This is a genomic window from Myxococcus sp. MxC21-1, from assembly GCF_032612255.1.
GTDB classification, from domain to species: domain Bacteria; phylum Myxococcota; class Myxococcia; order Myxococcales; family Myxococcaceae; genus Myxococcus; species Myxococcus virescens.
In genome coordinates this window covers 167,029-189,243 of record NZ_CP123278.1, presented here as the reverse complement: position 1 = coordinate 189,243, position 22,215 = coordinate 167,029, and the positions used below count along the sequence as shown (strand labels likewise).

Here is a 22,215-nt window from a genome sequence, read left to right as displayed (position 1 = left end):
ACGAAAGCCAGCCCCTGGCCGCCCGGCCGCAGCCCAGGCGTGCGTGTGCAACGGCCAAGGGGACGGGGTGCAACACGCGAGGGCCGCCTCCAGCCTTGGGCCAGTCGCTACTCAGGGAGGAAACGCGATGCAGGCTTTCAATCGGTGGATGGTGCTCGGTGCGGTGGCGGTGGCGATGTCCGTCACGGGATGCAGGGAACAGAACCGTGACAACCAAGGGACGACCACCCCGGGCACGGAGGGCACCGGCGGTAGCGGCCAGGGCAACCAGCCGCGCCCCAGCGACGACATGGGCGGCACCGGCGGCTCCGGCCAGGAGATGCAGGGCTACGACGCCGGCACGGGCGGCTCTGGGATGATGAACGAGGACGCCGGCACCGGAGGCTCCGGGATGATGAACGACCAGGACACCGGGACGCACAGCCCCGAAGGTCAGCAGTAGCCCGCCTGCTCGCGAACCGCCGCGAGCAAGCAACCCACGGGGTCCGGGATGCTCCCGGACCCCGCTCCGCGTCTGGGCCTTCGCTCAGAGCAACCTGGCGAGTCCGCCACGACGACCCGTGAGGATTCTCTCCGGACCTTCGGCTCTGTCCTACCCGTCACACCCATTGTGGCGGCGAGTCGACGCCACCCGGGCACAAAGGGAGGGGTCGCTGTCGGCCAGCGACCGTGCGTCCGGGCCGGAATGTCAGGTCACCCGCCCGCATCGGGTACGTTGTGCGGCGCGCCATGCCCTTCAAGTTCGTTCACGCCGCCGACCTGCACCTGGACACGCCTTTCCGGGGCGTCGCGACCCAGGGACCGCTCCTGGGACGCTTCCAGGATTCGACGTTCCGAGCGCTCACGCGCATCACGGAGGTGTGCCTGCGAGAACGGGTGGCCTTCCTGCTGCTCGCCGGAGACCTCTTCGACGTGAAGGACCGCTCGGTGCGCGCGCGGCTGGCGCTGCGGCGCGAGCTGGGCCGGCTGGACGCGGCGGGCATCTCCACCTTCATCGTCCACGGCAACCATGACCCGCTGAGCGGAGACACCGGCGCACTGGGGCTTCCGCCGTCGGTGAAGGTGTTCGGCCCGGACTGGGAAGAAGTGGAGGTGAAGCGCGAGGGCCGGAGACTGTGCCGCGTTCAGGGCATCTCCTATCCGGACGTGGAGGTGCGCGACGACCTCTCCGCGCGCTTCCGCCGCACCGGGGACGGCTTCAGCGTGGGGCTGCTGCACGCCAACCTGGGCGGCGCGGAGGGCCACGCCAACTACGCGCCCTGCACCACCGCGGGCCTGGGCTCGCGCGGACTGGACTACTGGGCGCTGGGCCACGTCCACACGCGCGCCGAGCACATGCTCCCCGGCGGCGGCGTGGCGGTGTACCCCGGCAACCCGCAGGGCCGGCACGCGAACGAAACCGGCCCGCGCGGCTGCATGTTGGTGGAGGTGGAGGACGGCGGCATGCGGCGGCGCTTCATCCCCGTGGACGGCGTGCGCTGGCACAAGCTGGAGGTGCCGCTGTCCGGCGTCAGCACGCTGGACGGACTGCTGGCCACGGCGATGGAGGGCGTGGAGGCACGCTGCGCGCCCGAGCTGGACGGCCACGCGGTGCGACTCACCCTCACCGGAAGAGGTCCGCTGCACCGCGAGCTGGCCCGCCCTGGCGCGCTGGCACAGTTGGAGGTGGACCTGCGCGAACAGCTCGCGAGGAGCCACCCACCGGTGCTGCTGGAGTCGCTGCGGGACAGCAGCCGGCCGGAGGTGGACCTGGAGGCGGTGTGCGCGGCGGGCGGCTTCGCGCGCACGCTGCTGGACGAGGTGGGCTTCCTCGCGGAGGACCCGGCGGCGCTGGCGCGGTTGTGGGAAGAGGAGGCCCTGGGCGCGCTGAGCCAGCGGCTGAAGCGGCTGGGCGTGGACGCGCTGGAGGCGCCTCGCGCGGAGTGGGTGGTGCAAGCGGGGCTGCACGGCGTGGAGTCGCTGCACGAGGAGGAGACGTCATGAAGCCGGGGCTGCGCATCGACGCGCTGCGCGTGCTCGGCTTCGGCCGCTTCTCCGGCCTCACGCGCGACCTGGGGCCGGGACTGCACCTGCTGTACGGCCCCAACGAGGCGGGGAAGAGCACGCTGCTGGCCTTCCTGCGCAGCATGCTGTTCGGCTTCGAGAAGCGCGGGCAACCGGAGCGCTACGAGCCAGCCCACGGCGGCGCGTTCGGCGGTGAGCTGACGCTGACCACCCACGCGGGTCCGCTGCTGGTGCGCCGCATCGCGAGCCGGCGCTCGTCGGAGGGCGAGCTGTCGGTGCGAGACGCGGAGGGGAAGGAGCTCTCGAAGGAGTCGCTGGAGAGCGCGCTGGCCCACGTGTCGCGCGAGCTGTTCTTCGACGTGTTCGCCTTCCGCCTGGATGAGCTGGCCGGCTTCGAGCGGCTCACCGAACAGCGAGGCGCCTCCGAGGCCCTGGTGGCCGCCAGCATGCGCGGCGCGCGCCGACTGCCGGAGGTCATGGACCAGCTCCGCAAGAGCACCGAGGGCATCTACAAACCCAACGGCGTGAAGCCTTCGCTGAACGAGACGCTGAAGGCCCTGGAGGACGTCCAGGCACGGCTGCGGCAGGAGGGAGACCGGCCCGCGCGCTACTTCGCGGAGAAGGAGCGGCTGGGCGCGCTGGTGGAGGAGCAACAGACGCTCGAAGCGGAGCTGCTGGAGACGGGGACCGGACTGGAGCGGCTGACGCGACTGGAGGCGGCGCTCGGGGACGTGGCGGCGCTGACGCAGGCCCGCGCCGAGCTGGCGACGCTGCCCGCGCTGGAGACCTTCCCCGAGGCAGGTGAATCGCGGCTCGAGGACGGCCTGCACCGGCGCCGGAGCTATCGCGCGGAAGGCGCCCGGCTGGCGGAGCGACTGGCCACGGTGGAGGCCGGGCTGGAGCGGCTGTCCGCGCCGTCCGGCGTCCGGGGTCGCGAGGAGGCGCTGAGCCAGGCCCTGGCGGCATACACCGAGGGCGCCGCGCTGCTGCGCGCCCTGCCCTCCCGCCGGGCCGCCCTGGCCGAGAAGCAGCGGCAGGTGGAGCTGGCCTTGCGCGAGCTGGGCCTGCCCGTGGATGGGCCCGGCCTGTTGGCGCTGGACTTGAGCGTGAGCGTCCGCGTGACGCTGGAGGAACTGGCGCTCCGGCTGGGAGCGGCCGAGGTCGCGCATCGCGAGGCGGAGGGCGCATGGGCCCGCGCCGTCTCGGAGCGTGAGCGGCTGGATGGCGCGCTGGCGCGAGTGGACGCCGAGCTGTCGACGCTGCCGGAGGAACGGGCGTCGCGGATTCGCCAGCAACAGGCGGGGCTGGGACGGCTGCGCACCGTGCGCGCGGAGATGGAGCGCCTGTCGGAGCAGCGGGCCGAGCTGCACCGGCAATTCGAGAGCGTCCGCACCCAGGGCGAGCCGCAGGCGACGGCGGCGGTGCTGCCCACGTGGTGGGTGCCGGCGGTCGCGGCGGTGGTGGTGGCGCTCGCGGTGACGGCGTGGCTGCTGGCGGGCAACGTGGTGGGCGCGCTGTGCCTCGCGGGCGGCTTGTTGCTGACAGGCGTGCTGGAGCTGGCCCGGCGCCGTGTGGAGACGGCGCGCGACGCGGACGTGGAGGCACAACGCGCGCGCCAGCGCTGGCGGCAGCAGGAAGAGGAGCGGCTGCGCGCGGCCTTGATGGGTCTGTCCGCGCGAGAGGAACTGCTGCACCGTGAGCTGCTGTCCGCGGCGTCCGAGGCCGGACTCAACCTGGTCGCGACGGCGGCGGACATGGCGGCGCGGGAAGCCGTGCTGGCGGATGCGCTGGAGCGAGCGGGACGGCGGGAGCAGCTCCAGCGGGAGCGGGAGACACTGCACGCCGAGCACACCGCCGCGCGACGTGAGGAGCACCGCGCGAGTGAGGTGGTGGGCGAGGCGGAGTCGCGGCAGGAACAGTTGGGCGCGGAGCTGACGGCCCTGCTGTCGGAGCGGCGCTTCCTCCCACGTTGGCCGCGTCCGCGGCGCTGGCGCTGTGGCGCGACGCGGCGGCGCTCCGTCAGCGACTCCTGGACGTCGGCGCGGAGGAAGCCGCGCTCACGGTGGACGCGCAGGTCTGCGCCCTGGTGACGTCGCGGCTGTGGGCGGAGGCCGTGGTGGCGGAGCTCATCCCGGGCGCGACGGAGGCCCGCGAGCTGGACGCCGGTGTCATGGAGCCCCTGGCGTCGCGGGTGGCGGCGGCGCTGGAAGCGGAGCGCGCGCAGAGCCTGGAGCGCAGGACGCTGGAAGAGCGGCGGCACGAACTGCGAGCGGAGAAGGCGCGACTGGACGGGCTGTGCCACGACGAAGAGGCGGCGTTGGCGACACTGCTGGCCGAAGGTGGCAGCGCCGACGAGGAGACCTTCCGCCGCCGCGCCGCGCAGGCACGCCGCTACGTGGAGCTGACGGGCCGGACGCGGGAACTGTCGCACCGCATCGAGGCGCGCACGGGACTGTCGGAGACGCTCGCGCGGCAGGCGCTCATCGACGTGGGCGGCGAGCAGGGCCTGCGCGTGGAGCTGGAATCCCTGCGCGACAGACAGGCGGAGGCCCAGGACCGGCTGAAGGCGGTGCTGACGGAGCGCGGCGCGCTCAGCCACCAGTTGGAGCAGTGGGAGAACGACGACGCGCTGGCGAAGCTCCGCATCGTCGAGGAGTCCCTGCGCGCACGGGCCGCCGAGCTGGCGAAGCAGTACGCGGCGGACCGGCTGACCCTGGCACTGCTGGCGCGGGCGCGCCGCCGCTTCGAGGAGGAGCAGCAGCCTCGGGTGGTGCAGCTCGCCTCGGAGCACTTCGCCACGCTCACCCAGGGCCGCTACCAGCGCGTCTTCATCCCCACGGGAGAGGAGCGCGAGCTGCGCGTGGGTGATGGCCAGCGTGACTGGAGCGCGGCGCAGCTCTCCCGAGGGACACGCGAGCAGCTCTACCTCGCGTTCCGGCTGGCGGTGGTGCGCGACTTCGGCGAGACGCGCGGGGCGCTGCCGCTCATCGTCGACGACGTGCTGGTGAACTTCGACCCGGAGCGGGCGCGAGGCGCCATCCACCTGCTGGCGAAGCTCTCCGAGCACCAGCAGGTCATCGCCTTCACCTGCCATCCCTGGCTGCGAGACGCCTTCGCCACCGAGGGCGCGCGGGTGCAGGCGCTGGGCGCCTCCACGAGCGAACCACCCACGCCCGTGTCCGTGCTGAAGACGGGCTAGCCCAACGAAGCGCCAGGATGACGTGCCCGGAACGTATCAGAGATACCGTCAGGCTCCGTCCCTGACGACGACCCTCCGAGCCATGACGACCACCGAGATGCAGAACCCCGAACGACAGGGGACGACAGAACTGCCCGACGGGCGCGTGTTGGGCTGGAGTGAGTGGGGTCCTCTCACAGGCAGGCCCGTGTTGCTCTGTCCGGGAGCGGCGACCAGCCGATGGTTGGGCTTTGGCTCGGCGGTGTTGGAGAAAACGGGCGTCCGGCTCATCTCCGTCGATAGACCAGGCCTGGGGGCGTCCACGCCCATGCCGCAGCGGAGTCTCCTGGACTGGGCCAGTGACATCCGGAACTTCCGTGTTGCTCGGGCGCTGAACGGACTCCGCGCGGTGGGTTTCTCCCAGGGCGCGCCTTTCGCTCTCGCTTGCGCGGCCACGCAGGGAGTGGAGGCGGTTGCGCTCGTTTCAGGCGGGGACGAACTGGCACACCCGGCCATGCGAGCACTTCTCCATCCGGACATCGCGAAGCTGGTGGACCTCACCGCCACGGAGCCCGCCCAAGCCGAGGCATTCTTCGCGGGGATGAGTTCTCAGATGATGTGGAACATGGTCATCGGCATGAGCCACGAAGCGGACCGCGCCGTGTACACCGAGCCACGTTTCGCCGGAGCGTACCGGCGCGCGCTGGACGAAGCATTCGCACAAGGCCCTGCGGGCTACGCACGAGACACCGTGCTGGCCATGTCCCGGTGGCCCTTCGAGTTGGGGGCGCTCACCATGCCCGTGGACCTCTGGTACGGCGCACTCGATACCAGCACCGTTCACTCACCCGACCATGGGCAGACGCTCGCGGCGAGGATTCCCACGGCCCGGCGCCGTGTGAAGCCAGACGCCGGGGGCGCACTGTTGTGGACACATGCCGAGCGCATCCTGACGTCGCTGCTTGCCCGGTAGGCGCACGCGCGACGGCGCACGGCTTCCCATCTGGGCGCGTCCTGTAAGAGACTCTTCACCCATACGAGTCGAGCGCTGGGTGGAGGACTGCCGTGGCAAACGAGTGCCCCTATAGGGTGTGCCCGGACTCAGACTGCCAGTCAAAACCAAATGCCCCCAAAGTGATGGTAAGACCTACAAGCACAAGGCCCGAAGGACGTGCTGCGGGCGCTGGTGCAAACCCTTGAGGGTATCGGGGCGACCGCGAGCGCTTTACGGTAGAGTCGCTGCTACCGCACAGGGACAGCGGTTCGGACATCCCCGACGACCAGACCTACCTCGTGTTGGCTTGGCTCAGGAGCATCGGACTTGTGACACAGCACGACCGCCAAGGCTATTCGATGCCGGTGGACACGAGCCTCGGTCGCGAGTCCGAGCGGCACTGGGGCGAGCTAGCGACGCGCTGAACTTGCCAATTGTACTCGAACATCTTCGACTGTGAAAGGGATGCAAATGGCGACTTGGTGCTTCATGCCGCAGCAGCCCGGGGAAACCACCCGCGAGCCGATCCAGGGTGAGTTCTTCGCCACCGAGGCGATCAGCAACTCCGCAGCAGCGCTGGTGCGCGAAGGCAACCAGAACACGATGGATGCTGGGCGCACCGGCGAGAAGACCCGCGTGCGGATCTATCTCTCCGGCACCGGCGAGAAGGCCGCCGCGCCGGAGAAGATGGCCCCGTATCTGAGCGGCGTCTGGCCGCACTATCGGGCGCACCAGAATGGCTTGCGCGACGTCCCCACCGACGTCGAACACTGCCCGTTCCTCGTCTTCGAGGACTTCGGAACGACTGGGCTTTGCGGCGACCCGCTTCAGTGGCACAAAAAGGAGGGGGTGAAGAACGGCTTCTTCACGTTCTTCCGGGCGGAAGGGCAGTCAGACAAGGAGCAGGGCAACCGGGGCCGGTGGGGGGTGGGGAAGTCCGTCTTTCCGCGCTCCAGCCGCGTGAGCAGCTTCCTGGCCATCACGGTCCGCCACGATGACAAGCGCCGCCTGCTCATGGGGCGAGCTATCCTGAAGACGCACGCGATCGATGACAAGCGATACGTGGCGGACGGCTACTTCGGGACGTGGAAGCACCTAGAGGGCGGCGGGGATATCGTCGCGCCGGTCGAGGACGCGAAGGCCATCGACCAGTTCTGCGACGACTTCGGGCTGAAGCGTGGCACCGAGCCCGGGCTGTCGATCCTCATCCCCTGGTACGATCCCGAGATCACTCAACTGGCAGTGCTCCGAGCGGTGATCGAGGACTACTTCTATCCGATCCTCAGCGGAGACCTGGAGGTCACAGTGGAGGGGCCGGACGGTGCCACCGTTCTGACCGAGGCCACGCTCATCAATGAACTGGAGAAGCTAAACGGTGACCTCGCTGCCGACATGGTGCCGCTCATCAACCTAGCAGCGTGGGCCCGGTCGCTGAAGCCGGAGGACATTGTCGTCCTGAACAGGATGCCGGAGATAGGCCCTCCGAAGTGGAGCACGGCCCTGTTCCCCGAGACCACCACGGGCCTGCGCGACAAGTACCACAATGGCGAGCCAATCGCGGTTCGCGTGCCATTCTGCGTGCGGCCCAAAGGCGGGGAGAAGAAGTGGTCGCACTTCGATGTGGTGCTGGAGAGGGACGGCACCGGGACACGCGAGCGGCCAGTCTTCGTCCGCGAGGGCATCATCATCTCCGACCTGCGGTCACCCTACAGCCGCGGCGTGCGGTCGCTGGTCACCTGCCATGACGGGCCGCTAGCCACGCTATTAGGTGACTCGGAGAACCCGGCGCACACCCAGTGGCAAAAGGACGGATCTAACTACAAGGGCAAGTACACCTACCCGGCGGAGAACCTCTCATTCGTTATCAACAGCGTCTCGGAGGTGATCCGCTTCATCACCGAGGCCGACAAGGAGGCCGATAAGAGCATCCTCGTCGACGTGTTCTCGCTGTCCGCTGCCGCAGACTACCCCGACGCTGTCAGCACCAAGGTGAACAAGGGCCAGGGTACGAAGCCTGGCAAGAAGTCGCCGCAAGCCGAAAGCCCACGGCCGGTGGCGCCCAGACGGTTCAGGGTGGAGAGAATCAAGGGCGGCTTCCGGGTCCGCCCCGGCGACGCCGAAGCGGCGACGCCGAAGCGGCTCGACATCAAGATAGCCTATTCGATCCGCAGTGGAAACCCGATCAAGAAGTACCACAAAGCCGACTTCGAACTGGACAAGGCCCCCATCACCGTCGGCGGCGACCTCAAGGGCATCACTCTCGTCTCGCGGTCGGCCAACAGGCTCCAAGCCGAGGTGACCGAGGCGGACTTCATGCTGAGCGTGGACGGGTTCGACGAGAACCGCGACCTCTTCGTCAAAGTGACCGTCCCGCAGGAGGAGAGCGATGGCGATCAGGCGGCTTAACTACACGGGGCGGAAGAAGATCCGGCGCGAGGACGTGAGCATCACGCTTCACGCGAAGCCAAACGCGCCGACTACCTTCGACGCGGACCTGACGAAGCTGGCGGAGTACAAGCTGCCCGCCGACGCCACCGTCTCGGTCGAGGCGCGCCTGCAAACCCGCTGGATGCGGTTCGGCTACGGCTCCGTCAGTGCCATCACCCCGGCGGCGGACCGGGGTCTTACCGAGTTCGACTCGACGGACGGCATCCGGTTCTCCGTAAAGGTGACGGCCGCCACCGGCAACCCCGGCAAACTATTGGCCGAGGCCGACGGCATCCCCGTACTGTTCTCCGGCGAAACCGAGGAGCGTCGCGATCCGCTGCTACCGGTCAAGTCGGACGACATCGGCCACGAGGTTTACCGCTTGGACTTCTCCAACGACCCGCCGCTCCTGCTGGTCAACCGCGCCGCTGGCGACAAGGACGCCATCGTGCGGTCGCCGCTGTTCATGTCGATCGTCTACCCGGCGGTGCTGCGGGAGATACTGAACCGCGTCATCCTCGTCGATGACCTCGACGACTCGGACGACGACGGCGAGTCGTGGCAGGCCCGGTGGCTCAAGTTCGCGGCCGCGTTGCCGAGTGTCGGCCCCGTCCCGAAGGAGGACGGCGAGCGCGAGCAATGGATCGATGACGCCGTGGCCGCCTTCGCAAAGGAGCAGACCATGCTGGAGCGCTTCGTTGCCTGCTGGCAGAAAGGAGGTGCGTGATGCCCGACCTGCGCCGCTTGAACAAGGCCGGGATAGCCCGGTTCGAGCAGTACTTGGAGGTCCTGCGAGGCGGCGGCACAGCCACCCCACCGACCGATGCGCTGACCAGCGCGGAGCACTCGGAGCCGCTCGACGTCCTGATCGAGGTCGAGGATCGGGATTTCGGTAGCCGCCTTGAGTGGGCGAAGTACATCGACGAGAAGCTGGAGGGCAAGGGCCTGAAAAACGTCGAGCGCGACCTTGGCCTATGGGCGTGGCTCGCCCTCCTCCACGTCAAGCGGCTGCTGCCGTCGACGAAGAACGGCCGGAAGAAGGTCGGCGAGGTAGCGATGTGGGTGCCCCAGATCCGCGACTACCGCAAGTACTACCGACACTTGCTCGCGGGGCCATACCGCATCTACCGGGCTCACCGGGCCAACCCAGACAGTGCTCTGATCCTCCTCGGTGGTCCGTTCGGCTCCCACGGCGAGGTTGTCGAGCAGTTCGCGTCGCGGCTGGAGATCGTGACCAACCACGGGGTAATCGAGACCCTCACCACGCTGTACTGGGACGCGGCGGGGAAGAAGCTGCGGCGGGGTGCCGGCGGCAAGGATGCTGGAAGCGCCCGGCGCCTCGCCGATGTCCTGCATCAGTTCGACCTCACGTGGGACCTCTACGCCCTGACCGCGCCGTGCCTGCTCGGGCTCCTACCGAAAGAGTTTGACAAGTTCAGGCCCCAGCCGGCCCCGGCGCTCGTCGCGGCGAGCGCCTGACCTCACCGGCAGGTACACCGAGGGCTGCTCACCCATGATCAGAGACCAAGAACTGCTGCATGGCGCTGCCCTTATCCGACTGCTCGACGCCGGCGAGCCGGTGACGGTCAGCAAGGCCGCGACCATCCATCCGTCGGTGTACGCAGCGAAGGCCGGTGACCGCCGCGTTACGCTACTCGTGAAGCTCTCGACTAAGAAGAAGTCGCCGTGGCAGTTCACCTTCACGGAGGGCGAGGGCGCTGCCTTGGCGGCGCTCGCGGAGGAGTACCCCGACCACAAGCGCCTGCTCGTGTTCGTATGCCACCTGGACGGCGTCTGCTGCCTGCCTCATGACCGGCTCGGGGAGCTGATCGACGACCCGTTCGCCCCAGGCGGGCAAGCGGTTTCGGTGACAAGGACGGAGGGGAAGAGCTACCGCCTCACCGGGCCCGGCCGACTGCGACTGCGCGGCACCATCCGCGTGAGCGACTGGCCCCGCCTCGTGTTTGAGAAGGAAACCACATGATGACCGCAATGATGCCCGTCGCGCCCACGATCGTGACGACCGGGGATGCACTCACCAACTGCCTCGACTACATTCGGGACGAAACGGGCAATGCGGCGGCCGTTCAGGCGCGCGAATCCGCGCTCCGCGCGATCCGGCAGTGCGTCCACCACTACAATCTGAAGTTCGGCGAGGGCGACGTCGGGGTGGACGGGTCCGGCAAGGTGGGCACCCTCTTCACGCCCACCAAGTGCGAGTCGATCCCGATCGGGACCAATGGGTTGCTATACGGCAAGGTCCAGAGTGGCAAGACGAACGCGACGGTCGCGACCGCCGCGCTGGCGGGCCTCAACGGTTTCCGCTGCATCGTCGTCCTCACCTCGGACAACGTCTGGCTCGGCAAGCAGACCTACCAGCGCTTCCGGGATGCCCTGCTTGAGGACGGCCCCGTCATCCGGCACTGGGAGGACTGGCGGCACGACCCGGCCAGCAGCGGCACGCAGCTCAAGAACGCGCTCAGCGATACCGGCATCCTGCTGGTTTCCACCAAGAACGTGAAGAACCTGGAGAACCTCTGCACCGTGCTCAGGAAGGCCGGTGCGAAGAACCACCCCGCGCTCATCATTGACGACGAGGCCGACAACGCGAGCCTCGACACTAACACCGCCCGGCGGACACGCGACTCCAACGTGCCGCCGAGCGAGGTTTTCAGCCACATCGCCGACATCCGCAAGCTGATCCCCAACCACATGTACCTGCAGGTGACTGCGACGCCTCAAAGCCTCCTCCTACAGGGGCTCGACCACCCGTCGCGGCCGGTGTTTTGCGAGGTGTCGGAGTCCGGCACCGGGTACATCGGCGGCGAGCTATTCTTCACGCCCTCGTCCCCATACGCCTGCCTCGTTGATGCTAGCGAGCTGAACGACCTGAAGTCCGGCAAGGTGAACCCCGGCGACAGTTGGTCCATACCCAAGGGGCTGCGACTGGCGCTGTGTACGTTCTTCCTCGGCTACGCCCACAAGCGGATCATGATCGCGAAGCCCAGCACGGTATACTCCGCGCTGATCCACATCTGCCACCGGCGAATCAACCAGGAACACGTCAGCCAGGTGATCCGGAGCTTCGTCACCGATTTCGACCGGGCGCTCCGCGGCCAGCTGTCTGCGACCAAGCAGACCCAAGCCGTCGCGTGGCTGAAGGAGGCGTGGGACGAGCTGAAGAAGACCTCCTCCGAACTGATGCCGCTAGACGCGCTGCGCACGCGGCTGGAGAAGACGCTGCGCAATGCCATCCCCGAGGTCATTAACGCCGACAACCCCACCGAGGAGCCGGAGTACCGGCCCGGGATGAACATCCTGGTCGGTGGCAACCGCCTCGGCCGCGGCGTGACAATCAAGGGACTCATGGTCACCTACTATGGCCGCGACCCCAAGCAAAAGGTGATGGACACGGTGCACCAGCACGCCCGCATGTTTGGATACCGCAGCCAGCTCCGTGACGTGACCCGGCTCTTCACCGCGCCTCACATCCTCGACGCCTTCCGGCAGATCTATGAGGCCGACGAGGCAACCCGGACCGCCATCGGGGACGACCCGACCAACCTGCGCATCAAGCCAGTCTGGGTCGGCACGTCGCTGCGGCCGACGCGGTCGAACGTGCTGAACCCGGCCGAGATCGGGGCCATCTCTCCGGGCCGGGCGATCTTCCCTGCCGACCCGAAGTGGAAGAAGTCGGAGGTCAAGAAGCACACCGACCAGCTCGACAAGCTTCTGGACGGCTTCACGGGCGACGAGGAATACCATGAGGTGGACATCGACTTCCTCGTCGAGGTGCTGAGGGAGATGCCGAGCAACCCGTACCCTGGCTACACGTGGGAGGACCGCCGGGTGCAGCAGGTGCTGGAGGCTATGAAACGGGAGGCCATTGGGATTGAGAAGGGCCGCCTCAACGTGCGCCGGGGCAAGGACGGCAAGGGCTTGGAGCTGACCCGGAAGGAGGAGCTGCCCTGGAAGGGTTTCGCGAGCAGCCAGTGGGTGAACACATCCAAGACCGACTACTCCGAGCAGCCCACTCTCATCGTCATGAAGCAACGCGGCGAGGGCAATGGCTGGGACGGGCAGTCGGTGTACCTGCCGACGCTGGTCCTGCCGGGTGGCCAGTACGCCTTCATGTTCAACTATAGCGACTCGGGCGACTGACGCCCGCCGAGATTGATGACACCCGGGCAGAGCTACGACCTCTGCCCGGTGCGTCTGCGTGCGTAGCCAGTCGGGCCCAGCACCGTGAGGCTGCAACGGCCCGCGCCGTCACTGGACTTACCACCCACAAAGGTGGGCCCGCCTGAAACTCACCCCAGCACCGACTCAAACTCAACAGCAAAGACCTCTGGTTCAATTTGAACGCTATCGGCAACAACACCCGCCGGCAGGTTTCCAAGCCCATCAAGAACCTGCGCAGCAAAAGCTCGAACGCCCGTGAGCATTCGAACTCGTACAGGCCGGCCATCCATCTCATACAGGCGCGCAATCCTGTAACCATCGTTCATCGCCGCAAAGCGCAACTCGCTGATACTCATATGCAGTGGCCGCTCGAATGGGCCTCTCGTCGCCTTGACATCGACGAACAGATGCGGTGCATTTCCAAGCCACTTGGCTCTATACACTTCATAATCAAAGGCTGACCGGGCATGGGTCCGCGACACCCATTCAAAATCATCTTCACCATGTCCCAATGAGGCCAACCACACTCCGAAATACTCTTCCCCTCGCAGCCCCGTCTCTTCTGCGACACGAAGCTGCCGCCACAACTCTTCGGGTGACATCGACACCGAGCGACCCGTTTGCCGCCCGGCAACTGCGGTTGGTCGCAGTTCACCGAACAGAACATCTTCCACGGTATCGCGGAAACTGATCACATCAAGCGGATGCTCTCCAGCGTATGCAGCCCTCGTGGCAGCTTGTAAATCACCAATAAGCCTATCCGGAACTTCGATCATCGTGTTCCGCGAACTGAATGCACCTTGAGTTCGCACAGCAATGGCTGAATGCAACTCTGGGTCGCTAGCTGCAGACACCAGCACAAGCGTCACCGAGACAGGCCGCTCACCTCCCTCGAATGCCAGGAGCCCATAATCGTTCACGGCCAGCGTGTCGTACCGACCAGGCTCACCATCCGGGTCGAATACAAACTCCCCGTTCAAACGCCAGTTTTTCGACCCTTGGGAACGTAGTGCCTTACGCGTCAATCGATGTGCAGCCCTTCCCCCTGGGCCGATTATGCTCAACGGAAAGTTGACCTGTTCAAAAGACCCACGGAGCCCCGGGTAGAATCGATCGATAAAAACATCACTATTGAGATTAATTGCCTTCTGCTTGGACCGCTCAACATGGGCCTTGAAAAAGGACAAATCCGACGCAGTCAACGCCTTGATAGCAATCTTCATATCAACCACACCCAGTCAAAATAAAAACCACACTAAACCGCAACAACAGAGGAAGGCTCCGTCCGTTGGCTCGCAGCAACACCGGAGTGGGACCTGCCTTCCACAAGCGTCAACAACGGCACTGCCAACGCATATGCCATCAGCGGCGGCACAGCGTTTCCAATCTGCCGGAACGCCGGATTCATCGTCCCTGAGAACTTGAATCCGTCTGGGAATGACTGTAACCGCGCTGCCTCTCTGACAGACAACACCCGTGCCTGTTCACTGTCGTAGTGAATATGACTGTATGAATCTTTTCCCAAATGAGCCATCAGCGTACGTGCCGGCATATCCGGCTCCATCTTTCGCCACTTGTTCGGGAACTTGCCCGGGTCATAGGGCGGAACATAGGCTTTTCGCAACTCGTCATACTCATCAGTCCCGGGCAATGCGCTGCGGCCACTTCGCGTCTCCTGAACAAGACGCTTCTCAAACAGCCGTTCGGCCAAGGAGTATGCCTTGGGGTAGTCGTCACCACATTCCATGGCCCGGAAGAGCCTGTAATCACGATCACTGAGTGAACGAATGGTGTGGTCCCAGATATATCCATCGCTCTCAAAGCTCGGCCATGTACGCATCAGTCGTGCGTACTCTGATGGCTCCACGCCCGACTGATAGGTGACTGCCTCGTCGAAACGGCGGGCTCCACGACGCAGTTTTCCCTCAAGATGCCCTGTAATGGGGGGGAGATCAGCAAGCGCTTCTCGCACTGTGACGGGAGGGCGCCGTATTCGACTGGCCACCGGAGTTGGAACGAATCTCGTCTTCGCGGCAAACAAGTCATCAGTAACGATGTGCTTCAGCGCAACATCACGCGTCCCCTGATATCCAGGCGGGAACTCGACTCTACGCTCTGGCAACGGGAATGCATACGTTCCCCCCACTCGCTCATGAACACCCACCAGAATAAAGCGCTCCCTCATCTGAGGGACACCGTAATTCGCGGAGTTTATAAGCGTATAGGTGCAATGATATCCCAGGCCCTCAAGAACCTCACAAACCTCCTCAGCCAGGTTGTGGCCACCAAAATTGAGGATGTCCGGAACGTTCTCCATAAGTAACGCAACAGGCTGCAGCCTCCTTACGTACTCCAGGTAAGGCAGGTAGAGCTTTGCTCGTGGGTCATGACGAAAAGCCTCGGGGTGCTCGTGCACTTCTCGAAGCTTCGCACGCCCCACACGAGTGAAGGCAGGGCACGGCGGCCCTCCGACCAGAATGTCGACCTCATGCTCTGGCTTTTTCACACCAAAAGAATGCAGCAATTCGTGTGCACCAATTGCCGTAATGTCTTTGGGCGAGGCATGAACCTCAAAAAGGTCGGGCGCCACGTCTCGGTGAAAATTAAGAGCATGAGAGCGAGCAGCGTGCTCATCAAACTCTACTCCGCCAATAACGTCACAACCGGCACGGTGGAACCCTAGGGTGAGTCCGCCACACCCGGAAAACAGGTCAAGAAGGCGTGGACGCTCCCCACGCGCAAGACGCCGGAGTTTGTACTCGATGGGTCGAAGCATGGAACTCAAGATCTTTGAGGCGCTACAGTTGCTGGTGATCGCTTGCGCCACTTTTTCGTCGAACGGCGGCGCTCAACTATTCTTCTACTCACTGGGTGCTCGGCAAGCCGCACCTCATGGCGACGTTCAAGATCGGTTTCCTGGTCGATTACCTCTACGCGCCAAACGCGCCAGTCACCTGTCTCTCCAGGAAACTTCCCAGCAAGGGCCAATTTTATTCGCTCTACGACCCCATTCAAGTTCTCAGCAAGTTCGTGTTCCCAGAACCGCAGGGGTCGCCACCCAAGGAGCGCAAGTTCGTGGGTCTGACGCCGGTCGCGCTCAACATTCCCCGCGAGTTTCGCGCCCCAGAATTCCGCTCTCGTTCGCGGGCGCACATAATGCTCGGGGCAGCCATGCCACTGGCAACCATCGACGAAGACCACCACCCTCGCTTTGGAGAAAACGACATCCGGTCGTCCGCCGACAGGGAGACGATGGTTGACTCGGTAGCGGAGCCCCTCCGCGTGAAGAGCCCGGCGTAGAGCCAGCTCTGGCGAGGTATTCCGCCCTCGAATGCGCGCCATCTGCTGAGACCGACCAAGCGGACGCCCGGCGGATCGCCGCTCCTTCACGATTCGCTCCTCACACTCCGAGTTACTGACCACGCGAGTGCACATGACTCGCTGTGCGATCTGATTCGAATCCTACTCAGCACATCGCGCAATGAGCAACCCAAGCACCAGGTTGCATCAGAGGTGCGCAAAAGGCCACTACGTCCTCTCAGCCAGCCGACATGAAGCCCACACCCCACGCGCCTGTGGCACACTGCGCGCCATTCGACTCCTCTTCTCCATCGTCTTCTGGGCGTTCCTGATGCTCTCCAGCGCCGTGCTCTTCGTGGGCGCCGTGCTGGTCTGGCTCGTCACGTTGCCGTTCGACCGCGACGGGCGCGTCCTGCACCTGTATTCGTGCTTCTGGGCGCAGCTCTACTTCTACGTCAACCCGCTCTGGCACCTGGAGATCGACGGCCGCGAACACCTGCCCTGGCGGGGCCCGGCCGTGCTCGTGTCCAACCACGAGTCGCTCGGCGACATCCTGGTCCTCTTCGGCCTCTACCGCCCCTTCAAGTGGGTCTCCAAGGCGTCGAACTTCAAGCTGCCCCTCATCGGCTGGAACATGCGGCTCAACCGCTATGTCCCCCTGGTGCGCGGAGACAAGGTGAGCATCATGAAGATGCTGGCCGACTGCGAATACTGGCTGTCTCGCGGCGTGCCCATCCTCATGTTCCCCGAAGGCACGCGCTCCTCCGACGGCGTCGTGAAGCCCTTCAAGGACGGCGCCTTCGCGTTGGCCTTGAAGCAGCGCTGCCCCGTCATCCCCGTGGTCCTCACCGGCACCGCGCGCACCCTGCCCAAGCACGGCCTGGTGCTGGAGACCACCGCCCGCTGCCACGTCCAGGTCATGCCCCCTGTCGACCCCAGCGCCTTCACCGATGTGGCGTCCCTGCGTGACCACGTCCGGAATCTCATCGTCTCGGAAAAAGCGCGCATCGAGGCCCTGACGCCCGGCGCCTGACGCATCCCTCCCTGCCCGCCCCTTTCACCGGCTCGAGAACCCAGGCAAAGATGCCCACCGGGTTCGAGGCGGGGCTCTCCGAGGAACGCGATGCGCAAACAGCCGGTGGTGATGGTCGCGCTCGGTGGACTCGCACTGGCGCTGGCCGTGGCGCTCGTCCATGTCCAGGACGACTCGGGTGCTCGGCCACCGCCACCCACCGCGCAGCGCGGTCCGTCGCTTCGAAAGCTCGACGCCCCCACGCCCCCGCCGAAAGGCAACCACTCGCTCCGTGGCCGCGTGCTCGACCCGTGGCGCCGCCCCGTCGCGGGCATCCAGGTCTCCGCCACGCGTGAGATGCCCGGCGAGTCCCTGTCCGCACTTCCCTGTGACACACGCGCGCCGGACCTGTCGCTGTCCTCCGGCGACTGCATGGGCGCGCCCGAGGAGCAGGTGCGGGGCCTCGTCGAGGTGGGCCACGGCGGCGCGCCCGTGGTGGCCCAGGCCGTCACGTCGGCGGAAGGAACGTTCCGTCTCGAAGGCCTGCCCGAGGGCACGGTGGCGCTCTGGGCCATCGGCGAGCATCACGCCACGCTGGCGCTCGACGTCAGCACCGGCGCGCAGGACGTGACGCTCGTCCTCGACCCGGGCCTCTTCCTTCCCGGCCGCGTCATCGTCGAATCCGGCGCGCCGCTGCCCGGAGCCCGCGTGACGCTCTTCCACCAGGAGCACTCCCGCTTCTTCGATGCCAGGACTGGCGCGGATGGCCGCTTCGCCTTCGGTCCGCTTCCACCGGGCGACTACACCGTCGTCGCCGCCAGCGACGGCCTGCTGACAGACTCCCTTCAAGACGCGGAGATGGAGGACCTGAATCCCATCGTCCTCCACCGACCCCGGCGGCTGTCCGGGCGCGTGCTTGCCCAGGACACGCCCGTCGCCGGCGCGGAAGTCCACGTGGCCTACACGTCGTCCGTCACCGTGACGGACGATCAGGGCCGCTTCTCCTTCGAGCCACTCTCTCCAGGTGATTACGAGGTGCGCGCGGAGCACCAGGGCGCCTACGGCTTCGCCATGGTGACGCTCACCGAGGAAGGCGGGGACGCGGACACCACCGTGCACCTGGGCACGCTCATCTATCTGGAAGGCACCGTTCGCGACGAGTCCGGGCGCCCCATCCCTGAAGCCCATGTGGGCGCTGGCGCGGCCAGGGGACGGGCCCCTCCCGTGGACTACGCCACCACGATGGCGGACGGCCGGTTCCGGCTGGGCCCGCTGCGGCGGGAGCCCTACATCTTCAACGTCCTGGCCTCCGGCTACCTCGGCACGCTGCGTGACGAAGTCGCCGCGCCTGGACTGCGTCTGGACTTCACCCTCGCGCGCGCCCACGTCATCCGAGGCATCGTCATCGACGCCCAGGGAACCCCCGTGCCCGATGTGGACATCGACCTGGACAGGGAGTCGCTACCCGACACCGAGACAGACTTCGAGCGCGTGGACGCCACCAGGTCGGACGAGCACGGCCGCTTCGAGCTCGCGGCCCCCCAGCCAGGGCGCTACGAAATCGTCTTCACCAGCCAGGGCCATCTGGAGGCGCGGGTGATGGCGGACGCGCCGAGCCCCGAGCTCCGCGTGGTGATGGAGGCGACGGCCCGCGTGGAGGGCACCGTCACGAGCGCCCAGGGCCTCCCCGTCCATCACATGGCGATTCACCTCGAGGATGACAGCGACACCGGGAACTCCCACATTGTCGAGAGCGACGAGGAGGGGCGCTTCTCCATCACCGGGGTGCTCCCGGGCACGTACCGCCTGCACGCGGGGACGAACACCCACCCAGCCCCCCGAGCGGCGTCGCGTACCGTCACCGTGCACGGCTCGGAGGTCGTGAATGCCTCGCTGCGGCTGGAGACCGGAGCGCCGGTGTCCGGCATCGTCGTGGACGAGCGCGGGCGCCCGGTGGCGAACGCCACGGTGGAGGGGCAATCCCTGTCGGGCCAGCGCGACGACCTCCCCCAGCGTCACCACCAGCGACGACGAGGGCCACTTCACCCTGCACCACCTGGCGGAAGGCGAGTGCTCGCTGCGCGCGGCGAAGGGCCGGTATGTGTTCGAGGCCACCGAGCCGCGTGCTCCCGGCGTCGCGCATCCCGCGGTCCTCGCGCAGTCGGGAGCTCGCAACGTGCGGCTGGTGCTGCGAAGCCAGGGAAACGTCCATGGCCGTGTGGTGCGCGAGAATGGCACCCCCATCACCCGCTTCACCATCAACCAGGAGCCCTTCCGGGACCCCGAGGGAGCTTCAGGTTCGCCGCCCCCGTCGTGGGGACACAGCGGCTGACCTTCGAGGCCCCCGGGCTGACGCGCGCCGTGCGCGAGGTGCAGGTCCCCGCGGCCGAGGACCTGGACCTGGGGCAGGTGCGGTTGGACGCTGGGCGCAACGTCCGCGGCCGGGTGGTGGACGCGGCGACGTCGAAGCCCATCGAGGACGCCATCGTCGAGGTCCATCTGCCGGGCGAAGGCGGCGCGTTCGAGGAAGTCACCGCGCTGGCCGTGGACGTCTCCCAACCGGATGGCACTTTCACCTTCCCACTGCTGGAAGCGCGCCCGCTGGATGTGCTGGTCCAGACGAACCAGGGTCACCCCATCCTGCGCCATCGGATTGGCACGGGTGACGAAGCCTTGGAGTTGCGGGTGTATCCGGGCGCGCAGGTGGAAGGCACCCTGAAGGACCGCGACGGAAAGCCCGCGGAAGCCGTCGTGCAGCTCGTCGCCGAAGACAGGGACTACTCCGCCTCGGTGAACGAAGCGTTGGGGACGTTCCAGGCCCAGAACGTCCCGGCGGGCACCTACACGCTGTCGGCGTCCATGGGACAGAACGCGGAAGGCCGCAGCGTGGCCTTCCTTCCGCAGCGCGTGAAGGTTCCCCCCATGGGGAAGGTGACGTTCGCCTTCACGGAAGCCACCGGTGGCGGCACGATGCGACTCGGCATCCGGATGCCTCCCGTCAAGCCGGACGTGGGGATCTACAAGGCGTTGCTGTCGGGCACGCTGCCACCGACCGTGTCCGGCCGGGAGCTCCGCACACGGGCCCGCTTCGGAGACATCCGAGCGTCCACGAAGAGCCTGGAGGGCGTGTTGGTGTACGAGCAGCTCCCGGCTGGGGCGTACACGTTCATCGTCCTGCTGGAAGAAGAGGGGAAGCCCGCTCGCTTCACCGTCCACCGGGAGGAGCTCTTCCTCGCGGAGGGGGAGACGCTGGAGCGGGACATCCCGGTGACGCCACGGCCCCTGCCCTGAGCGCGGGTGCGATTATCGGTTGTCCCAGCCCACGCCTAGAGTGAAGCGGATGAGCGACAAGCGCCCCCTGGCGGACACGACCGAGCTGGAACTGGACTGGCGTGGCCGCGCCCCCGTCAGCCGGAGGCACCCTCCAGCGCGGCCTTGGAACCGCTTTCCGAGGTCGAGGTGCCGTCCGGCGCGGGCAAGGGGCTCCCGGGCGACCCGCGCCACATGAGCATCGAGCTGCGCCAGTCGGTGCAGGGGATGATGGAGACGCCCGCGCTGCGCATGCGGCAGATGCGCGAGGGGCTGGAGATCATCTTCGGCGCCCAGACGCGCAACCGCTACGAGGTGTGCGACGATACGGGCCGCGTCGCGCTCTACGTGGAGGAGGAGGCCCGTGGCTTCGGCGCCATGCTCCGGCGGACCTTCTCGCCCTTCTACAAGGCCCGGATGGAGTGCATGACGCTGGGCGGCATCGTGGCGCTCGTGGTGGAGCGCCCCTGGAGCATCCTCCTCACGAAGGCGAACATCCTGGCCTGGGACGGCCGGCTGATGGCGCGCATCCAGCAGCGCTTCACCCTGCTGGGACGCCACCTGGACATCGTCACGCCCGGCGGCGCCGTCATCGCCACCGTGAAGGGCCCGCTCCTCAGACCCTGGACCTTCCGTATCTTCCAGAATGACGTGGAAGTGGCCGTGGTCCGCAAACGCTGGAGTGGCTTCCTCCAGGAGAGCTTCTCCGCCGCGGACACCTTCACCCTCGACTTCCAGCCCCAGTGCACCGACTTCCGGCTGCGGCAGCTGGTGCTGGCCGTCGCCCTGCTCATCGACCTGACGTACTTCGAGAACAACAGCCACCGCGCCGCCCTGGGCCCGGGGCTGGACCTGTTCGACGCGTTGATGTTCTGGAAGAAGTAGCGTGGTAAATCCCCCTCCATGTCCACGTCCACGAGCGATGCGCTGAGCGCGGCAGACCTGGAGCGGCTGGTCCGCGCCGAGTCCCCTGACCTGGCCGATGCCGTCCTCGCCCTGCTCGAGCAGCCCGAGCAGACGCCAGAGAAGCCGCTGCCGAAGGATGCCTTCACCTTCGACGCGCTCCTCCGGACGCTCACCCAGGCCCGGGCACACTACGAGTCGGACGGGCGGCGTCAGGCCTCCTCCGAAGCGTGGCAGCGCTACCGGCGCAGCAGGACGTGCCCCGCCCTCCTCGCCTGGCCCTGGCCGACCTGCTGGTGGCGCTCTACCAGCGCGGCACCCAGGCCTCGCGCGCGGCGCTGATGGACATCGCCCGCCGCGCGGACCTGCGCTTCGGCCTGTGGGGCGGACTCAAGCGCATCTACAAGCTGGCGGAGGCCCACCACGACGCGGAGCTGTTCGGCGTGCTCGCCTGGCGCTTCGACGTGGAGCGCCACCGCCCCAGCGCCAGCCGGGAAGTCTCCGGCGGCACCCTCACCTACCTGCGCCGCCGCGCGTGGCGCTACCTGCGCCACCTGGGCGCCGCCGTGCCGGAGCTCTACCCGCAGTTCGCGGTGGAGGTGCTGCGCCACTACGCGCCGGACACCTCCTGGTACGGCGTCTGGGTGGCCCACCACATCTGGGCGCATGGCAGCGGCAAGTACTCGCAGGACTCCTTCGCCATGCCGCCGCCGGGCGACATGGTGAAGCACCGCGCCTTCCCGGACGCGTGGAAGCGCTCGCCGGACGCGCTGATGCGCCTGCTGGACGTGTGTGAGTCGGACCCCGCCGCCAGCTTCGCCATCCAGGGCCTGCGCAAGGACTTCCCGGAGGCGCTGCGCAAGGTGACGCCCGCGTGGCTGGACCGGCTCGCCCGCCGGCCGCTGG

General features: G+C 67.0%; 16 protein-coding genes. 13 read left to right on the top strand and 3 right to left on the bottom strand.

Features of this window, described 5'->3' with window-relative positions; all coding sequences use genetic code 11:
* Positions 1–127 precede the first annotated feature (127 nt).
* The 9 genes from QEG98_RS00840 to QEG98_RS00800 all read left to right on the top strand — a co-directional run bounded on the left by QEG98_RS00840 (position 128) and on the right by QEG98_RS00800 (position 12,764).
* On the top strand, positions 128–442 hold the full coding sequence (locus tag QEG98_RS00840; RefSeq protein ID WP_316565383.1) for a hypothetical protein: 315 nt from the start codon (positions 128–130) through the stop codon (positions 440–442).
* Positions 443–729: 287 nt separating this feature from the next.
* Entirely contained in the window at positions 730–1,983 is a 1,254-nt protein-coding gene (locus QEG98_RS00835) for an exonuclease SbcCD subunit D (RefSeq protein ID WP_171410322.1), read from the top strand.
* Positions 1,980–4,094: an AAA family ATPase gene (locus QEG98_RS00830; RefSeq protein WP_316565382.1), complete on the top strand. Its 2,115-nt coding sequence runs from the start codon at positions 1,980–1,982 to the stop codon at positions 4,092–4,094. Before QEG98_RS00835 ends, QEG98_RS00830 begins: the two co-directional genes overlap by 4 nt.
* A 1,191-nt stretch (positions 4,095–5,285) precedes the next feature.
* Positions 5,286–6,155 (top strand): alpha/beta hydrolase, encoded by an 870-nt coding sequence (locus tag QEG98_RS00825; protein ID WP_316565381.1) that lies wholly within the window; start codon positions 5,286–5,288, stop codon positions 6,153–6,155.
* A 510-nt stretch (positions 6,156–6,665) separates the two neighbouring features.
* Positions 6,666–8,582, top strand: coding sequence for a hypothetical protein (locus QEG98_RS00820; protein ID WP_316565380.1), 1,917 nt, complete (start codon positions 6,666–6,668; stop codon positions 8,580–8,582).
* The gene (locus QEG98_RS00815; protein ID WP_316565379.1) at positions 8,563–9,330 is read left to right on the top strand and encodes a hypothetical protein; all 768 of its coding nucleotides are present in this window, start codon (positions 8,563–8,565) and stop codon (positions 9,328–9,330) included. The genes QEG98_RS00820 and QEG98_RS00815 overlap by 20 nt, the downstream gene beginning before the upstream one ends.
* Positions 9,330–10,082 (top strand): hypothetical protein, encoded by a 753-nt coding sequence (locus tag QEG98_RS00810; RefSeq protein WP_316565378.1) that lies wholly within the window; start codon positions 9,330–9,332, stop codon positions 10,080–10,082. The genes QEG98_RS00815 and QEG98_RS00810 overlap by 1 nt, the downstream gene beginning before the upstream one ends.
* A gap of 34 nt (positions 10,083–10,116) precedes the next feature.
* Positions 10,117–10,587 (top strand): hypothetical protein, encoded by a 471-nt coding sequence (locus tag QEG98_RS00805; protein ID WP_316565377.1) that lies wholly within the window; start codon positions 10,117–10,119, stop codon positions 10,585–10,587.
* The gene (locus QEG98_RS00800; protein ID WP_316565376.1) at positions 10,584–12,764 is read left to right on the top strand and encodes a Z1 domain-containing protein; all 2,181 of its coding nucleotides are present in this window, start codon (positions 10,584–10,586) and stop codon (positions 12,762–12,764) included. The genes QEG98_RS00805 and QEG98_RS00800 overlap by 4 nt, the downstream gene beginning before the upstream one ends.
* A 149-nt stretch (positions 12,765–12,913) precedes the next feature.
* Here QEG98_RS00800 and QEG98_RS00795 read toward each other — a convergent pair whose 3' ends face one another.
* Genes QEG98_RS00795 through QEG98_RS00785 form a run of 3 tightly spaced genes read right to left on the bottom strand, consistent with a single transcriptional unit; the run spans position 12,914 to position 16,127 of the window.
* Positions 12,914–14,008, bottom strand: a complete 1,095-nt coding sequence (locus QEG98_RS00795; protein ID WP_316565375.1) for a hypothetical protein — start codon at positions 14,006–14,008, stop codon at positions 12,914–12,916.
* Between the two features lie 32 nt (positions 14,009–14,040).
* Positions 14,041–15,561 carry a DNA cytosine methyltransferase gene (locus tag QEG98_RS00790; RefSeq protein ID WP_316565374.1) on the bottom strand — a complete coding sequence of 507 codons (1,521 nt, stop codon included), beginning with the start codon at positions 15,559–15,561 and terminating at the stop codon, positions 14,041–14,043.
* Positions 15,562–15,566: 5 nt separating this feature from the next.
* The gene (locus QEG98_RS00785) at positions 15,567–16,127 is read right to left on the bottom strand and encodes a very short patch repair endonuclease (RefSeq protein WP_316568054.1); all 561 of its coding nucleotides are present in this window, start codon (positions 16,125–16,127) and stop codon (positions 15,567–15,569) included.
* 289 nt (positions 16,128–16,416) lie between these two features.
* Here QEG98_RS00785 and QEG98_RS00780 point away from each other — a divergent pair, with 289 nt between their 5' ends.
* The 4 genes from QEG98_RS00780 to QEG98_RS00765 all read left to right on the top strand — a co-directional run bounded on the left by QEG98_RS00780 (position 16,417) and on the right by QEG98_RS00765 (position 21,651).
* A complete protein-coding gene (locus QEG98_RS00780) occupies positions 16,417–17,118 on the top strand; it encodes a lysophospholipid acyltransferase family protein (protein WP_316565373.1) in 702 nt (233 codons plus the stop codon).
* A gap of 90 nt (positions 17,119–17,208) precedes the next feature.
* Entirely contained in the window at positions 17,209–20,388 is a 3,180-nt protein-coding gene (locus tag QEG98_RS00775; protein ID WP_316565372.1) for a carboxypeptidase-like regulatory domain-containing protein, read from the top strand.
* Positions 20,389–20,532: 144 nt separating this feature from the next.
* Complete coding sequence (locus QEG98_RS00770) at positions 20,533–21,291, top strand: phospholipid scramblase-related protein (protein WP_316565371.1); 759 nt, start codon at positions 20,533–20,535, stop codon at positions 21,289–21,291.
* An 18-nt stretch (positions 21,292–21,309) separates the two neighbouring features.
* Complete coding sequence (locus QEG98_RS00765) at positions 21,310–21,651, top strand: hypothetical protein (RefSeq protein WP_316565370.1); 342 nt, start codon at positions 21,310–21,312, stop codon at positions 21,649–21,651.
* Positions 21,652–22,215 lie beyond the last annotated feature (564 nt).

Bases quoted from the DNA above. Each gene is read 5' to 3' on its own strand.
- QEG98_RS00785 (WP_316568054.1), bottom strand. From the start codon at position 16,127: ATGGCGCGCATTCGAGGGCGGAATACCTCGCCAGAGCTGGCTCTACGC.
- QEG98_RS00800 (WP_316565376.1), top strand. From the start codon at position 10,584: ATGATGACCGCAATGATGCCCGTCGCGCCCACGATCGTGACGACCGGG.
- QEG98_RS00820 (WP_316565380.1), top strand. From the start codon at position 6,666: ATGCCGCAGCAGCCCGGGGAAACCACCCGCGAGCCGATCCAGGGTGAG.
- QEG98_RS00825 (WP_316565381.1), top strand. From the start codon at position 5,286: ATGACGACCACCGAGATGCAGAACCCCGAACGACAGGGGACGACAGAA.
- QEG98_RS00840 (WP_316565383.1), top strand. From the start codon at position 128: ATGCAGGCTTTCAATCGGTGGATGGTGCTCGGTGCGGTGGCGGTGGCG.
- QEG98_RS00805 (WP_316565377.1), top strand. From the start codon at position 10,117: ATGATCAGAGACCAAGAACTGCTGCATGGCGCTGCCCTTATCCGACTG.
- QEG98_RS00795 (WP_316565375.1), bottom strand. From the start codon at position 14,008: ATGAAGATTGCTATCAAGGCGTTGACTGCGTCGGATTTGTCCTTTTTC.
- QEG98_RS00790 (WP_316565374.1), bottom strand. From the start codon at position 15,561: ATGCTTCGACCCATCGAGTACAAACTCCGGCGTCTTGCGCGTGGGGAG.
- QEG98_RS00810 (WP_316565378.1), top strand. From the start codon at position 9,330: ATGCCCGACCTGCGCCGCTTGAACAAGGCCGGGATAGCCCGGTTCGAG.
- QEG98_RS00815 (WP_316565379.1), top strand. From the start codon at position 8,563: ATGGCGATCAGGCGGCTTAACTACACGGGGCGGAAGAAGATCCGGCGC.
- QEG98_RS00780 (WP_316565373.1), top strand. From the start codon at position 16,417: ATGCTCTCCAGCGCCGTGCTCTTCGTGGGCGCCGTGCTGGTCTGGCTC.
- QEG98_RS00830 (WP_316565382.1), top strand. From the start codon at position 1,980: ATGAAGCCGGGGCTGCGCATCGACGCGCTGCGCGTGCTCGGCTTCGGC.
- QEG98_RS00765 (WP_316565370.1), top strand. From the start codon at position 21,310: ATGTCCACGTCCACGAGCGATGCGCTGAGCGCGGCAGACCTGGAGCGG.
- QEG98_RS00775 (WP_316565372.1), top strand. From the start codon at position 17,209: ATGCGCAAACAGCCGGTGGTGATGGTCGCGCTCGGTGGACTCGCACTG.
- QEG98_RS00835 (WP_171410322.1), top strand. From the start codon at position 730: ATGCCCTTCAAGTTCGTTCACGCCGCCGACCTGCACCTGGACACGCCT.